We start from the raw sequence: 14529 nt of genomic DNA, 5'->3' as shown, positions 1-14529 counted from the left end.
GTGTTAGCGGCTGAGCCTGAAAGTGAAGCAGCACGGGATAGACAAAAATTAGACTCTTGCGCTCTCATATGGCGCGCTTACCACTGCTAGGGGAACTCTGCATGAAGGCAAGCAAATTAGTTTCAACTCGTTCCGTTACCACCAAATTAATCACTACGGCAAGCGTAGGTGCTCTGTTGTTGGGCCTAAGCGCCACTGCCCAGGCGGATAACTGGCGTTATGCCCACGAAGAGTACGAAGGCGACGTACAGGATGTGTTCGCTTACGCGTTTAAAGAGTACATCGAAGAGAACTCCGATCACTCTGTACAAGTTTACCGCTTTGGTGAGCTGGGTGAGTCTGATGACATCATGGAGCAGACTCAGAACGGCATTCTCCAGTTTGTTAACCAGTCGCCTGGTTTTACTGGTGCACTGATTCCAGAAGCCCAGATCTTCTTTATTCCTTACCTGCTGCCGACCGACGAAGAAACTGTCCTCACGTTCTTCGACGAGAGTAAAGCGATCAATGAAATGTTCCCGGAGCTTTATGCGGAACAAGGACTTGAACTGCTGAAGATGTACCCAGAGGGTGAAATGGTAGTCACTACCGACGAGCCGATCAGCTCGCCGGAAGATATGGATAATAAGAAAATCCGTACCATGACCAATCCGCTGCTGTCGGAAACCTACGACGCCTTTGGTGCGACGCCGACGCCGCTGCCCTGGGGTGAAGTTTACGGTGGCCTGCAGACCGGCATTATCGATGGTCAGGAAAACCCGATTTTCTGGATCGAGTCTGGCGGTCTGTATGAAGTATCTCCGCACCTGACCTTTACCGGCCATGGCTGGTTTACCACTGCCATGATGGCCAACCAGGACTTCTACGAAGGCCTGTCTGACGAAGATAAAGAGCTGGTGCAGGAAGCCTCCAACGCGGCTTACGACCACACCATTGAGCACATCAAAGGTCTGGCCGACGAAGCACTCGCCAAGATTCAGGAAGCGTCTGATGAAGTCACCGTCACGCGCCTGAACGAAGAGCAGATCCAAGCGTTCCGTGAGCGTGCGCCGCAGGTTGAGGAAGCGTTCCTCGAAATGACGGGCGATCGCGGTGAAGAGCTGTTGCAGCAGTTCAAGGCGGACCTTGAAGCCGTTAACAGCGACTCCTAATGGGTTAGCGCTTTTACGTTAATCAAGTAACGTCATAAGGGGCAGCCAGCGCTGCCCTTTTTTTGTTGCCAAAGTGCCCTGCAGGTGAGTGGGTTCATCGGCGAAACTCGGCCCACCACGAAAAAATGTGTACCTCGGCGGCGTAACACAGAAAAATCTACGTACATCCAGCGTTGAAGCGAAAAGAGTCATTACCCGTTACGCTACAAAATGAAGCAAGGCCGAACATACTCCGTTCGGTGGTCAGTGACGGGAGAGTCGCTACGCTGAGATAGCAAGCGACCACGCTGCGTTTAAAGGAGAACGGCCATGACCGAAGAAGAGTCCGAAAAGAACTACCGGTCCGGTTTGCCCGGGTTTTTGGGAGTGATCGACACTGCAATTAGCAAAATCGAGTCAGTGATACTGGCGATGGGGGTTTTGCTAATGGCGCTGAATACGGTCACCAACGTGGTTGCCCGCTTTGTATTCGGCAATAGCATTATGTTCTCAGGTGAGCTGAACCGTATCTTGATTATCATGATTACCTTTGCGGGCATTGGTTACGCTGCCCGCCACGGCCGTCATATTCGGATGTCGGCGATTTACGATGCGCTGCCGGTGGGTGGCCGTAAAGTATTGATGATCGGCATTGCGTTCTTCACTTCGCTGGTGATGTTTTTCCTACTTTATTACTCGGTGGTGTACATCCTCGACCTGTATAGCAAAGGGCGCGTGCTGCCGTCGCTAGGTTTGCCGGTATGGATTATTTATATCTGGGTGCCCATGGGCTTTTTGATTACCGGGATTCAGTACATGCTGACCGCGATTAAAAACCTGACCACCCGAGACGTGTATCTCTCGACTGGGGTTGTGGACGGCTACAAAGATACCGAAACAGAAGTGTAAAGCAGGGATTGCACCCTAGGGGAACGCTATGACGACGATAATGGTAGTCACCATGATTGCCCTGCTGCTGCTGGGCTTTCCAATGATGATCCCGCTGATCACCGCCGCAGTGATTGGCTTCTATATGATGTTTAACGGCTTTGGCCAAATGGATACGCTGATTCAGCAGATGATGGCGGGCATTCGCCCTGCCTCGCTGATCGCCGTGCCGATGTTTATTCTGGCCGCCGATATTATGACTCGTGGGCAATCCGCGAACCGCCTGATTGATATGGTGATGTCGTTTATTGGCCATATTAAAGGCGGGCTGGCGGTGAGTACTGCCGCTTCTTGTACGCTGTTTGGGGCGGTATCGGGTTCGACCCAGGCCACCGTAGTAGCCGTGGGGTCTCCGCTACGCCCCAAGATGCTAAAGGCGGGCTACTCTGATCCCTTTACGCTGGCGCTGATTATTAATGCCAGTGACATTGCCTTTTTGATTCCACCCAGCATCGGCATGATTATTTATGGGGTGATTTCCGGTACCTCGATTGGCGAGCTGTTTATCGCCGGGATTGGGCCGGGCCTGTTAATACTGGTTATGTTCTCTGCCTACTGCATCGTTTACGCCATCGTAAAAGATGTTCCTACCGAAGAGCGCGCCAGTTGGAAAGAGCGGGCCACCGCCGTGCAAAAAGCGCTCTGGCCGCTGGGTTTCCCGGTGATTATCGTGGGTGGTATTTACGGCGGTATTTTTAGCCCCACCGAAGCGGCGGCCGCCTGTGTGCTGTACGCGGTGCTGTTAGAGTTTGTGGTGTTCCGCTCGCTGAAAATGCACGATATCTACGCCATCGCCAAATCCACCGGCCTGATTACCGCCGTGGTATTTATACTGGTGGCCGTAGGCAATGGGTTCTCCTGGATTATCTCTTTTGCGCAGATACCCCAGGCTATCCTGGAGGCCGTGGGCGTGAATGACGCTGGGCCAACGGGCGTACTGATCGCTATCTGTATTTCGTTCTTTGTGGCCTGTATGTTCGTTGACCCTATCGTGGTGATTCTGGTGCTGACACCTATCTTTGCACCGGCGATTGCGGCCACCGGGCTAGACCCCGTACTGGTGGGTATTCTGATTACCTTGCAGGTGGCGATAGGTTCGGCAACGCCACCGTTTGGCTGCGATATCTTTACCGCCATTGCAATCTTTAAGCGCCCCTACTGGGAGGTGATCAAAGGCACGCCACCGTTTATCTTTATGCTGATTTTGGCGGCGGCGCTGCTGATTATGTTCCCGCAAATTGCGCTGTTCCTGCGTGATGTTGCCTTCCGTTAAGCAGTCACAAGGAGAACGCGGATGTTTAATCGCATTTTGGTCCCGGTCGATGGCTCCAAGGGGGCCATCAAAGCGCTAGAGAAAGCCGTTGGCCTGCATATGCTCACTGGTGCAGAGCTGTACCTGCTGTGCGTATTTAAGCACCACAGCCTATTGGAAGCGTCGCTCTCTATGGTGCGCCCCAATAGGCTGGATATCCCCGATGATGCGCTCAAAGAGTACGCCACGGAAATTGCTGTACATGCTAAGTCCCACGCCATTGAGTTAGGGGCGGATAGCATGCGAGTACGTGCCTTTGTGAAAGGAGGACGACCCTCCCGCACAATTGTACGCTTTGCCCGTAAACGGGAGTGCGACCTGATTGTGATTGGCGCTCAGGGCACGAATGGTGAGAAAAATCTGCTGCTGGGCAGTGTGTCCCAGCGTGTTGCCGGGGCCGCCCACTGCCCAACGCTGGTGGTGTAACGTACGCGGTAGCACTGGCTAAACCTCTACGCATCATTGTGGTCTGACTAACACCCGCCGTTTCAGGTAATGCAGCCTGAAGCGGCGGGTGTTAGTCTTTGAGGCACCCAAAAACATTTGGCGCGCTGCGCCGCTGGATAAGGTTTTTTCCATGAAAGCACTACTCTCTTCTACCGCGCTGACTGGCCTTCTGCTGGTAGCGCCGTTTGCCGCCGCCGCCCCGGAAACCGACGAGCAGCGCTTGGCTTACAGCCTGGGTGTTACGCTGGGCGAAAGCATGCAGGCAGATATTGAAGATCTCGATATTGATGCGTTCACCGACGGTATGCGCGATGTCTTCGATGGCAACGAGCTGGCGATGAACGAAGAAGAGATGATGGAAGCGCTAATGGCTTTCCAAGAGAGTTCAATGGAAGCGCGTGAACAGCAAGCCGCCGAGCTGGCGCAGACGAATCTTGAAGAAGGACAAGACTTCCTGGCAGAAAACGCCGATCGGGATGAAGTCGAAGTAACCGAGTCTGGCTTGCAGTACGAAGTGCTTGAGTCTGGCGACGGCGCAACGCCCGGCGCAGAAGACACCGTAGAGGTGAACTACGAAGGCATGCTGCTCGACGGTACCGTCTTTGACAGCTCTTTCGAGCGCGGTGAGTCGGTTAGCTTCCAGGTCAACCAAGTGATCGAAGGCTGGCAGGAAGCCCTGCAACTGATGAGCGTTGGCGATAGCTGGATGCTCTATATTCCTGCTGATCTTGCGTATGGCGAACGCGGCCAAGGCCCCATTGGCCCGAATGAAATGCTCACGTTCCGCGTTGAACTGCTAGGCATTGAATAAGCCATGGGCATAGCCGTTCATCAGCGCCGTCTCATGGCTGCGCTTATTCTGTTGGGCAGCGCCGCTGCCCACGCCCAGGAAGAGGCGCCCGGCCTACCTGCGCTGGGCGCTGCTAGCGACCAAGCCAGCGTGGTAGGAGTCTCTTCTGGCGGCTATATGGCCTCTCAGTTGGCAGTTGCTTGGCCTGAGCGCTTTAGCGGTGTGGGCGTGCTAGCCGCAGGCCCATGGGGGTGCGCTCAAGGGGCATTAAGCCTAGCCCTGAACCAGTGCATGATGACACGCCGCGGGCTCCCATCGCTGGATGAACTGGAACAGCGGCGTGAGCGCTATCTTTCATTAGACCAAGTAGGCAGCCAAGACGCACTAAGCCAGCTACGCGCTTTTGTGTGGCATGGCGATGCGGACGAGACGGTGTCGCCTGCGTTAGGAGATCTGCTGGCTCAGCAATGGCAGGGCTGGCTGGAAAGCCCTGAGCAGCAACTGCGCTATGTTCAGCGGGCAAACACCGGGCACGGTTGGCCGGTAGCGATGCCAAAAGACGCCCCTATTGACCCGCAGTCTTTGGGCGATTGTCACAACGGCGGCGGCAGTCATGTGCTGGCGTGTGGAGAAGACGTGGCCGGTGAGATGATGGCTTGGCTCTATCCCGAGCGTGAGACGAACGCCAGCGAAGGCGAGCTGTTAGCTTTTGACCAGTCTGACTTTGCAGCGAAGGGCTTTGCCGATACCGGTTATGTGTTCGTACCAGAGGCATGTGAGGCGGGCGGCTGCCCGGTAACGGTGGCGCTGCACGGCTGCCAGATGAACGCGGAGGCCATCGACGACACCTTTGTTCGCTACAGCGGCTTAAACCGCTGGGCGGCGGAACATGGTCAGGTGGTACTTTACCCACAGGCAGAGAGCAGCATGGCCAACCCGCAAGCGTGCTGGGACTGGTGGGGCTTTGCTGAGAGTACGTGGCAGATCAATCCGCTGCACGATACTCGCGATGGCACCCAGACACAGGCGCTGATGGCGATGTTGGATCAGCTACAATCGGCAACTGCTAACAAAGCCGCAACGGCTGAGTAACCACATGGCAGCTAACTTATTAAGGTTCCCCTTTTAGCGTTAGCTGCCAAGCTCGCTTTCCAGCGCCGATACTAACCCGTGGGGCGTTGGAGAGTAGAGCACCCGCTGCAATATTTCCCCTTCACGGTTGACCAAAAACAGCGAAGCGCTGTGGTCGATGGTATACGCCATGGCCGATTCCGGCGCTTCTACCCGCCGCCAAATCACCCCGTAACGCTCAGCCACATCGGTAAGCTGCTCTTGGCTTCCCACTAAGCCGATAAACTCACTGCCGAAGAATTGCATATATTCGCTCATCCGGTCGAGCGTATCGCGCTCTGGGTCGACCGTAATCATGACAGGCACAACCCGCTCACGTTGAGCATCGCTCAATTGAGCCAGGGCTTGGCGTTTGACCGCCTGATTCATGGGGCAGACATCGGGGCAGTAAGTGTAGCCAAAGGAGATAATGGCAATTTCATCATCGCCTAGCTGGGTAAGGGAGAAGTCACCCTGGGTAGAGGGCATTGCGATAGGGCCGCTCTGCGGTTCGTCGCTCTCCTGGCCGACGCCTAGCTGGTAAAGGCCCAGGGTGGCCGCCACCACTAGCACGCCTAACAGGGCTAGGCCAAGCCAAAGCGGCTTGCGTTTTATGGAGGCTGCCATGCGCTTAACTCCTTTTAACATCGAAATCGAACCAGCTACCCAGCTTACCGTCAGGCGTCTCCAGAATAACCCTAGCGCGCCACGGCATCACCTCTTGCGTGCAAACGCCCACTTGGCCCTGGCCATGAAAGTGTCCGGGCGCAGTGGTGGTAAGCGCAAAGCGGTTTAACCCCATATCCATATCGCGGCCAACAAAATCCACCGTCACTTGGCTGGGGGTGATGCCCTCCACCTCGACATCCAAGGGCAGCACTTCAAGCGCCTCGATACGGCCATCGGCATCAATGGCTAACGTAAGACGGCCTCTGTCCCCCAGCGTTGTCGAACAGGGGGTCATATGCAAGTTGCATTCGCCGCTAGGAGAGAACCACACGATATCGCTATCGGCACGAAGCCAGTTAGCGAACACATACCATGTGCACGCGGCCAGCGCGAGGCCAGTCACCAGGATAAACACTTTCAGCGCTGGAAAACCCGTAACATCGACAGGTTTAGGCAAATTCTTCATGGCAGAATAGTCGCTACGCAGGCCATAAGGCGGGGAAATTTATTACATGGTATGCGTTTCATGGTAACAGCTATCCCGTAGATGTCGCTGTGCTGGGATGTCGCACTTAATAAGGAAGAACAATGGAGAGCATTACCGGGGCATTAGGGCCGCTGTTTTTATTGATTTTATTGGGTGCAGCCATGGGGTATGGGCGCTGGCCTAGCCTCGATTTTTGGGCGCAAATGGAGCGGTTTATCTACTTTGTGCTGTTCCCTGCCATGCTGGTGGGCACGCTGGCGACAGCCGATGTGAGCCAAGTGCCCGTTGGCCGGTTGGCGCTGGCATTGCTGGGGGCAATGGCGCTGTTTGGCCTTGTACTGTGGCATTTTCGAGCCTGGTTACAGCTCAGCCCGGCGGCATTCACCTCGGTGTTTCAAGGTGCCGTGCGCTTTAATACCTATGTGGGCGTAGCGGGGGCCGCCGCGCTGCACGGCTCGCTGGGGGCCACAACGGCTGCGGTCGCCGTGGCGCTGATGGTGCCCGTGGTGAACGTTATGTGCGTGGCCAGCTTTGTGGCGGCGGGCACGCTGGGTCGCGCAAGCCTGGGTAAAAGCGCGCTAGCGCTGGCGAAAAATCCGCTGATTTTGGCTTGCTTGGCAGGGATTGGGCTGAATCTTAGCGGCGTTGGCCTGCCCGGCTGGAGCGAAGATACCGTCACGTTACTGGGCCGCGCAGCGCTACCGCTGGGCCTAGTGGCCGTGGGGGTCGCGCTTAAGCCCATGGCGCTGCTGCGTATTGACCGAGGGTTGATTGCTACTAACGCCATTAAGCTACTGTGCATGCCAGCATGTGTACTGCTGTTAGCGTGGCTACTGGGGCTCGACCCCGTCAGCCGGGACGTCGCGCTGCTGTTTGCTGCGCTACCCACGGCCACCTCGGCATACATCCTTGCCCGCCAGCTGGGCGGCGATGCGGAATTAATGGCGGCCATTATCACCGGGCAAACACTGCTTGCCATGCTGACGCTGCCGTTTTGGCTCAAATTAGTCAGCTGATATAAAAATAAATAAAAAGTATTCGCATTTGTGTTGACGGGGTAAATGAGAATGATTATATTGTTTTTGTCAGCGTTTGATGAGCCGCTGGCAACCACGACAGCGACTAGGCAGTTCAGCGCCGGTACCCTGTCATGGTTTCTCCCTCTCATTGCTAGTCACGGTCTTTTGCCGCTCCCCTTGGAGCGGCTTTCTTTTTTCTAGAACGCCTTTTGTTGATTCCAGCCAAGTCTTACTCGCAATGTTTGTGCAGATAATAGGGGTTCTTCGCCTATCCTGATGACACCATTGCTAGGAGCCTTCGCCATGCGCATCGCTGTGTTTAGCGCTAAGCCTTACGACCAAACGTTTCTGACCCGCGCCAACGCTGCAAGGCGCCATTCGCTGAGCTTTTTTGATGCGCGGCTCACCGCCGAGACCGCGCCGCTCGCCGTTGGGTTTGAGTGCGGCTGCGCGTTTGTGAATGACCACCTGGATGCGGTGGTGCTGGAGCAGCTTCATCAAGGTGGTACGCGGCTAGTGGCGCTGCGTTCGGCAGGGTTTAACCACGTGGATTTGGCCGCAGCAGAGCGGCTGGGGATCACCGTAGCGCGGGTGCCTGCCTACTCGCCCCACGCCGTGGCGGAGCACGCGGTGGCGCTGGTGATGAGCCTGAACCGTATGACCTTTCGGGCCTATAATCGGGTGCGGGAGGGCAACTTTGCCCTCGATGGCCTGCTGGGGTTCGATCTGCACGGTAAAACCGTGGGGGTGATTGGAACGGGCCATATCGGTCTTATCTTTGCCGACATAATGCACGGGTTTGGCTGCCGCATTGTGGCCTACGACCCTTATCCAAACCCTGAAGCGAAAGCGTTTGTGGAGTATGTGCCGTTAGACACGCTCTATGCCCAAGCGGATATTATTTCCCTGCACTGCCCGCTCACGCCTGACACCGACCACCTGATTAACGCAAGCGCCATTGCCCAAATGAAGCGGGGAGTGATGCTGATTAACACAGGCCGTGGGCGGGTAGTGGATACCCATGCCGTCATCGCCGGACTCAAAAGTGGCCATATTGGCTACTTAGGGTTGGACGTATACGAAGAAGAGGAGCAGCTCTTCTTTGAAGATCACTCCCATAAGGTGATCGATGATGACCAGTTTATGCGCCTAACGACCTTCCACAACGTGCTTATCACCGGCCATCAGGCCTTTTTTACCCAGGAGGCGCTAACCAATATTGCCGAGACGACCCTTGCCAATATCGATGCCTTCGAAAGTGGTAGCGGCACGCTGCATCGGGTGGTTTACGATAAGCGCACGTAACCGATCAGTGAGGCCTCTATGCAGCTCTATCTCAATACTTCTTCACCTTACGCCCGCGTCGTGCGGGTATGCCTGTATGAAAAAGAGCTAATGGAGCGCACGGAGCTGTGCTGGTGCGACCCCTGGGCGGCGGATAGCGAGCTTTTAAAGATTACCCCGCTGAGTCGTATTCCGACGCTGGTGACGGAAGGTGGCGAGGTGCTGACCGAATCGCTGCTGATTGCCCACTATCTGGATGCCGTGGGCGAAGGCGCGAAGCTGCTACCGGCAGATGGCTTGGCGGACACCCTGGCGCTGGCGGGGCTGGGGCAAGGCTTGATGGAGGCGGCGTTCAACGTGGTGATTGGCCGCAAGCATGGCGGGCCAGACGTGGATGAGTCGCTGTTAGGAAGCCGACGGTTAAAAGCGATTGAGCGCACCCTAGCGTGCTGGCCGGTCATACCCAGCGCACGCTAGGGGCGATTGTGGTCGCTGTCGCCCTGGCGTACCTCAGCTTTCGCTTACCGGCCTTTGATTGGCCGAACCGCTTTCCACGGCTGCAGGCGTGGTGTGCCAAGGTGACCGAGTGCGACGGCTTTGCACTCACGGCGTTTGAGTAAGCGTTACGCTTCCCGCCGGTAAATCAGATCCCACACGCCGTGGCCGAGCTTTTCGCCGCGGGCCTCAAACTTGGTGAGCGGGCGGAAGGCCGGGCGGGGCACGTAGGGCGCGGTCTCGGCGGTGGCAGTGTTGGCGTAGCCGGGGGCGGCTTCCATCACTTCCGCCATCCACTCGGCGTAGGCTTCCCAGTCGGTGGCCATGTGGAACGTGCCGCCGGGCTTGAGGCGTGTGCGAATCAGCTCCACGAACGCAGGCTGCACGATGCGCCGTTTATGGTGCTTCTTCTTCGGCCACGGGTCGGGGAAGAATAGCTGCAGCGTAGTCAGCGAGCCTTCGGGCAGACACTGCTCCAGTACCGCCAGGGCGTCTTCACGGTAAACGCGCAGGTTGGTCAGGCCGCGTTTATCCACTTCATCGAGCAGTTTACCAACGCCGGGGGCGTGCACTTCGATGCCGATAAAGTCGGTATCAGGATGAGTTTCAGCCTGTTCGATCAGCGAGTTACCCATACCAAAGCCAATTTCCACCACGCGGGGGGCTTGGCGGCCAAACAGGGCGTCTAAATCCTGGCGACCATCGGCAATGGTCAGCCCCAGGCGCGGCCATACGTCTTCCAGGCCGCGTTGTTGGGCTTGGGTCATGCGCCCGGCGCGAATCACATAGCTTTTAATGCCGCGGCGGTGCAGCGGCGCATCGGCACTTTCGGGGCCAGTGGTGTTGCTCTCGGGCGCGGTGTCGTTCGTATCGGTCATGGTGTCTCTGTATCAGCCGTTGATTCGGCCTGCAAAAGGCGAAGAGGGGTCGGCACTTTGGCGGCGCGGCATGCGGCCTGCCAAAAACGCATCGCGGCCAGCCTCGACGGCGAGCTTCATGGCGTTGGCCATGCGCAGCGGGTCGCGGGCGTGGGCAATGGCGCTGTTGAGCAGCACGCCGTCGCAGCCAAGCTCCATGGCCATAGCGGCATCGGAGGCCGTACCAATGCCTGCATCCACCAGGACCGGCACGCTGCTCTGCTCCACGATGAGGCGGACGTTATGCGGGTTTTGAATGCCGTGGCCCGAGCCAATCAATGAGCCCAGCGGCATGATGGCGCAGCAGCCCATGGCTTCCAGCTCGCGTGCCACAATCGGGTCATCGCTGGTGTACACCATCACGTCGAAACCGTCGGCCAGCAGGGTCTCGGCAGCTTTGAGCGTCTCGACCACGTTGGGGTAGAGCGTGTGATCGTCGCCGAGCACTTCCAGCTTGACGAGGTTGTGGCCATCCAGCAGTTCGCGGGCCAAGCGGCAGGTGCGCACGGCATCTTTGGCGTTGTAGCAGCCAGCGGTATTGGGCAGCAGGGTGTACTGCTTGGGCGAGATGACGTCGAGCAGGTTCGGTGCGTCGGCATCCTGGCCAAGGTTGGTACGGCGCACGGCAAAGGTGACGATTTCGGCACCGCTCTGGGCAATGGCCGCACCGGTTTCGGTAAAGTCTTTGTACTTGCCGGTACCCACTAACAGGCGGGAGCTAAAATCACGTCCGGCAATGGTGAACGGTGTATCAGTCAGTTGCGTCATAGCGATTCCTTGAAAAAGCACCGGCAGCTAGCCGCCGCCAATGGCATGGACCACTTCGATCTGGTCGCCTGCGGCCAGCGGGGTCGCGGCCAGTTGGCTCTTGGGCACAATCTGTTCGTTGATTTCGACAGCGATACGACGCCCGCCCAGGCCAAGCTGCTCGACCAAGTCAGCAGCGGTGAGGCCAGCGGTCATGGCGTAGGGTTCGCCGTTGAGCGTAAGCTGTATCGACTCATTGGGGGTAGACATAAACAGTAAGCACCCTGGTGGATGAGGCAAAACGGCCTCTATTGTAGCGGTTTCGACCCGTGCAAGGTATGCAGCGGGGTGAATATCTCAATGATTAACGGGGTGGCGATGCGCCGCCAACATAGGTGAAAAGGAGTCAGGCGTGCAGCTAATCGACAAGCTGTGGTGGTGTGTGGTGGCGCTTTTAGGGGCAACCATGGTGATGCTGGGGGCTTACGCCGCCCACGGGTTAGCGGCACGCACCAGCGCTGCCATGGTGGATATCGTGGAAACCGGCGTGCGCTACCAAGCGTGGCACACGCTGGCCATGCTGGCGGTGCTTGCTTGGCGCAGCCACCGTCCGCTCCCCGGTCAGCAGGTCGTACTGGCGCTATGGGCGTTAGGCGTACTGGCCTTTGCCGGTTCGCTCTACCTGATGGCGCTGGCCGGGTTGAGCGTAGGTATCGTGACACCGATCGGCGGGCTGCTGCTGATGGCCGGTTGGCTGGCCCTGGGCGTCACGGCGCTGCTAAGCCGTTCTTAATCGACGCTAGCCCAGTAGCATGCGCAGCGGCATCCACAGGCCCATGCCGATCATCACCAGGTTTTCGGTGAGCGACACAAAGCCGAGCGGTACGTTGCTGTTGCCACCCACGCAGGCGCACTTGAGTTCGCGCTTATCAATGTAAACCGCTTTAAACACCGATACTGCGCCCACAGTGCCGACGAACAGCGCCAGCGGCGCGGCTACCCAAATCAGCGTGCCCGCCAGCATCAACAGCCCGGCGGCGGTTTCGGCGTAGGGGTAAACGTAGCTATAGGGCACGTAGCGCTGGGCGAGCAGGTCGTAGTTGAGAAACATGGTGCTGAAGCTTTCGATGTCCTGCAGCTTCTGCAGGCCCAGCAGCACCATCGCGGTCGCTACGGCAAACTCTGGCATGCGCGCCGTGAGCAGTGTGCCCTGGGTCGCCCAGCTCATCGCCAAGCCTATTAATAGCGCGACGGCAAAAATGGCCAGCACCGGGCGGTAGGTAGTCTCTTTGGCATTGGGAACGCTCATACCCAAGTGTTCGCGCACGTCTTCGTAGCCGCCGATCCGCTCGCCATCTATATATACCTGCGGCGTGGTATCGACATCTTCCTGTGCCTTGAATGCGTCGACGTCGTCACGGCTGGTGAGAGTATGGTCATCCACCGCGTAGCCTTTGCGTTTGAGCAAGTCGACGGTCTTCAAGCCGAACGGACACATGTGCTCGGCGGTTTTCATCCGATACACCTGTGCGGTGTGGTGGGTCGTTGCTGCCATCATCAGCCTCCTTGTCGTCTTGCGATCAACGTCTACTCCTTAGCGTAGAACCTGGTGCCGCCCATAGGTCAAATAACCGGGCTGATGCTGCTGCAGCGGGCTTGACCTATGGGTAACCCCTAGGTTGTAAGCTTTACAACAGAGACCATTTAACAGGAGATACATATGAAACGTAACGCCACGGCGCTCTTGGTATCCGGTGCACTGATGTTTGGTGCCGCAACAGCCCAAGCGGCGCTGCCGGATGAGGCGACGCTGTATAAGAACCCTCAATGTGGCTGCTGCGATGAGTATGCGCGTCATCTTGAAGAGCTGGGCGTAGACGTCACCATTATTGATGATGTCGAGCTGGGTGATATCAAACAGCAGGCGGGCGTGCCTTACGGCATGGGCTCTTGCCACACCATTGAGATAGGCAACTATTGGATTGAAGGGCACGTGCCGATGGAAGCGGTTGAGGCACTGTTTGAACAGCAACCGGATGTCGATGGCATCGGCTTAGCCGGTATGCCAATTGGCACACCGGGCATGCCAGGGCCCCAAAGCGAGCCTTACAACGTTTACCTATTCAGCGATCAAGACGCCCAGCCGTTTATGACGCTGTAGGCGAGGAGTCACTATTTAGCCGCGCAAACTCCGCCGCTGGTGCTGGCTTGCTAAAGAAGTAGCCCTGATAGACATGGCACCCCAAGCGAGCCAGTACTGTACTTTGATCGGCGGTTTCCACACCCTCGGCAATCACATCAAGCCCCAGGCTCTCTGCCAGGGCAATAATGGTGGCGGCGATCGGCGTTGCCTGCATGTCCAGGGTCAAATCCTTGACGAAGGCAATGTCGATTTTGAGCGTGTCCAGTGGCAGCGATTTGAGATATGCCAGCGACGAGTAGCCGGTGCCAAAATCATCCAGCGCAAAGCGGATGCCCAGTTGCCGCAGGCGCTGCATCTTATCGATGGTGCCCTCTGGGTCGCTCATCAGCAGCGATTCGGTCAGCTCCAGCGTCAAGCGCTCAGGCGGGGCGCCAGTTGCGCGCAGCGTGGTGGTAACCTGCTCAACAAAATCGGGCTGCTGGAACTGACGCACGCTCACGTTAAGCGAAAGCTTTAAATCTCTCAGGCGCGTGTCGTGCTGCCACTCGCCGAGCAGGCGGCAACCCTCTTTTAGTACCCAGGCCCCTAGGGGCAGAATTAGTCCGGTGTGTTCGGCGATGGGAATAAAGCGCCCCGGTGAAATCATGCCTTTCTGCGGGTGGTGCCAGCGTACCAGGGCCTCGGCACCGATGACCTCGTGCTGCGCTCCCACCTGTGGCTGAAGGTGCAGGCTAAGCGCACCGCTATCGATCGCCAGGCGCAGCTCACGCTCTAGCGTTATATCCTCTTCAAGCTTTTGCTCCAACACCGCGCAGAACCGTTTTGGCTCACCGTCCCGCTGGCGCTTGGCTTCCAGTAGCGCAAGCCCGGCGCGTTTGAACAGCTGCCCAACGCTCTGTATCTCACGAGGGCAAAAAATCAGCATGCCCACGTTAAGGAAGGTCTGAATAATTACCGATATTCGTCAACGCTCACTTGAGCTGATAAAAAATTGCAAATTTAGGCACTATTTTCCCGTTCTTTGTGCATTT

19 protein-coding genes are annotated in these 14529 nt (G+C 57.2%); 12 read left to right on the top strand and 7 right to left on the bottom strand.

All coding sequences use genetic code 11. The annotated features are described in order from the left end of the window. Window positions 1–101 precede the first annotated feature (101 nt). The 6 genes from ACIGG6_RS00095 to ACIGG6_RS00070 all read left to right on the top strand — a co-directional run bounded on the left by ACIGG6_RS00095 (window position 102) and on the right by ACIGG6_RS00070 (window position 5719). The gene (locus ACIGG6_RS00095) at window positions 102–1151 is read left to right on the top strand and encodes a TRAP transporter substrate-binding protein (protein ID WP_172416681.1); all 1050 of its coding nucleotides are present in this window, start codon (window positions 102–104) and stop codon (window positions 1149–1151) included. Window positions 1152–1460: 309 nt separating this feature from the next. Next, window positions 1461–2039, top strand: coding sequence for a TRAP transporter small permease (locus ACIGG6_RS00090; RefSeq protein ID WP_399841042.1), 579 nt, complete (start codon window positions 1461–1463; stop codon window positions 2037–2039). A 28-nt stretch (window positions 2040–2067) separates the two neighbouring features. Further along, window positions 2068–3351 (top strand): TRAP transporter large permease, encoded by a 1284-nt coding sequence (locus ACIGG6_RS00085; RefSeq protein WP_399841040.1) that lies wholly within the window; start codon window positions 2068–2070, stop codon window positions 3349–3351. Between the two features lie 21 nt (window positions 3352–3372). Beyond that, window positions 3373–3816, top strand: a complete 444-nt coding sequence (locus ACIGG6_RS00080; protein WP_054640748.1) for a universal stress protein — start codon at window positions 3373–3375, stop codon at window positions 3814–3816. Window positions 3817–3967: 151 nt separating this feature from the next. Next, the gene (locus ACIGG6_RS00075) at window positions 3968–4648 is read left to right on the top strand and encodes an FKBP-type peptidyl-prolyl cis-trans isomerase (RefSeq protein WP_399841037.1); all 681 of its coding nucleotides are present in this window, start codon (window positions 3968–3970) and stop codon (window positions 4646–4648) included. Between the two features lie 3 nt (window positions 4649–4651). Beyond that, entirely contained in the window at window positions 4652–5719 is a 1068-nt protein-coding gene (locus tag ACIGG6_RS00070; RefSeq protein ID WP_399841035.1) for a poly(3-hydroxybutyrate) depolymerase, read from the top strand. A 39-nt stretch (window positions 5720–5758) separates the two neighbouring features. Here the strand turns inward: ACIGG6_RS00070 and ACIGG6_RS00065 are convergent, their stop codons facing one another. Continuing rightward, window positions 5759–6364: an SCO family protein gene (locus ACIGG6_RS00065; RefSeq protein WP_399841032.1), complete on the bottom strand. Its 606-nt coding sequence runs from the start codon at window positions 6362–6364 to the stop codon at window positions 5759–5761. A 4-nt stretch (window positions 6365–6368) separates the two neighbouring features. Further along, window positions 6369–6872 carry a hypothetical protein gene (locus ACIGG6_RS00060; protein WP_399841031.1) on the bottom strand — a complete coding sequence of 168 codons (504 nt, stop codon included), beginning with the start codon at window positions 6870–6872 and terminating at the stop codon, window positions 6369–6371. Window positions 6873–6994: 122 nt separating this feature from the next. On the opposite strand from ACIGG6_RS00060, the gene ACIGG6_RS00055 reads away from it, so the two are divergent. The 4 genes from ACIGG6_RS00055 to ACIGG6_RS00040 all read left to right on the top strand — a co-directional run bounded on the left by ACIGG6_RS00055 (window position 6995) and on the right by ACIGG6_RS00040 (window position 9816). After that, entirely contained in the window at window positions 6995–7909 is a 915-nt protein-coding gene (locus ACIGG6_RS00055) for an AEC family transporter (RefSeq protein ID WP_399841029.1), read from the top strand. A gap of 306 nt (window positions 7910–8215) precedes the next feature. Beyond that, the gene (locus ACIGG6_RS00050; protein ID WP_399841026.1) at window positions 8216–9217 is read left to right on the top strand and encodes a 2-hydroxyacid dehydrogenase; all 1002 of its coding nucleotides are present in this window, start codon (window positions 8216–8218) and stop codon (window positions 9215–9217) included. Window positions 9218–9235: 18 nt separating this feature from the next. Next, the gene (locus ACIGG6_RS00045) at window positions 9236–9673 is read left to right on the top strand and encodes a glutathione S-transferase N-terminal domain-containing protein (RefSeq protein WP_399841024.1); all 438 of its coding nucleotides are present in this window, start codon (window positions 9236–9238) and stop codon (window positions 9671–9673) included. Then, entirely contained in the window at window positions 9643–9816 is a 174-nt protein-coding gene (locus tag ACIGG6_RS00040; protein WP_399841022.1) for a glutathione S-transferase C-terminal domain-containing protein, read from the top strand. The genes ACIGG6_RS00045 and ACIGG6_RS00040 overlap by 31 nt, the downstream gene beginning before the upstream one ends. A gap of 3 nt (window positions 9817–9819) precedes the next feature. Here the strand turns inward: ACIGG6_RS00040 and trmB are convergent, their stop codons facing one another. From trmB to thiS, 3 genes are read right to left on the bottom strand one after another with little or no spacing between them, the layout of a single operon-like run. Next, the gene (trmB, locus tag ACIGG6_RS00035; protein ID WP_062359229.1) at window positions 9820–10569 is read right to left on the bottom strand and encodes a tRNA (guanosine(46)-N7)-methyltransferase TrmB; all 750 of its coding nucleotides are present in this window, start codon (window positions 10567–10569) and stop codon (window positions 9820–9822) included. A gap of 12 nt (window positions 10570–10581) precedes the next feature. Further along, on the bottom strand, window positions 10582–11376 hold the full coding sequence (locus ACIGG6_RS00030) for a thiazole synthase (RefSeq protein ID WP_044629869.1): 795 nt from the start codon (window positions 11374–11376) through the stop codon (window positions 10582–10584). A 27-nt stretch (window positions 11377–11403) separates the two neighbouring features. Beyond that, complete coding sequence (gene thiS, locus ACIGG6_RS00025; RefSeq protein WP_153843523.1) at window positions 11404–11625, bottom strand: sulfur carrier protein ThiS; 222 nt, start codon at window positions 11623–11625, stop codon at window positions 11404–11406. 142 nt (window positions 11626–11767) lie between these two features. Here thiS and ACIGG6_RS00020 point away from each other — a divergent pair, with 142 nt between their 5' ends. Next, entirely contained in the window at window positions 11768–12148 is a 381-nt protein-coding gene (locus ACIGG6_RS00020; RefSeq protein WP_399841018.1) for a DUF423 domain-containing protein, read from the top strand. Between the two features lie 6 nt (window positions 12149–12154). On the opposite strand, the gene ACIGG6_RS00015 is transcribed toward ACIGG6_RS00020, so the two are convergent. Then, window positions 12155–12910: a MauE/DoxX family redox-associated membrane protein gene (locus ACIGG6_RS00015; protein WP_399841015.1), complete on the bottom strand. Its 756-nt coding sequence runs from the start codon at window positions 12908–12910 to the stop codon at window positions 12155–12157. Between the two features lie 165 nt (window positions 12911–13075). Between ACIGG6_RS00015 and ACIGG6_RS00010 the strand changes: the two genes are divergently transcribed. Then, window positions 13076–13516, top strand: a complete 441-nt coding sequence (locus tag ACIGG6_RS00010; protein ID WP_399841014.1) for a DUF411 domain-containing protein — start codon at window positions 13076–13078, stop codon at window positions 13514–13516. Here the strand turns inward: ACIGG6_RS00010 and ACIGG6_RS00005 are convergent. Then, entirely contained in the window at window positions 13503–14423 is a 921-nt protein-coding gene (locus ACIGG6_RS00005; protein WP_399841011.1) for a putative bifunctional diguanylate cyclase/phosphodiesterase, read from the bottom strand. The two genes, ACIGG6_RS00010 and ACIGG6_RS00005, sit on opposite strands and share 14 nt — an antisense overlap. Window positions 14424–14529: the final 106 nt, after the last annotated feature.

The organism is Vreelandella lionensis, from assembly GCF_044543515.1.
Classification (GTDB): domain Bacteria; phylum Pseudomonadota; class Gammaproteobacteria; order Pseudomonadales; family Halomonadaceae; genus Vreelandella; species Vreelandella lionensis.
Note: the sequence above shows the minus strand (reverse complement) of the source record. Positions and strands in the feature narration are given on the sequence as shown.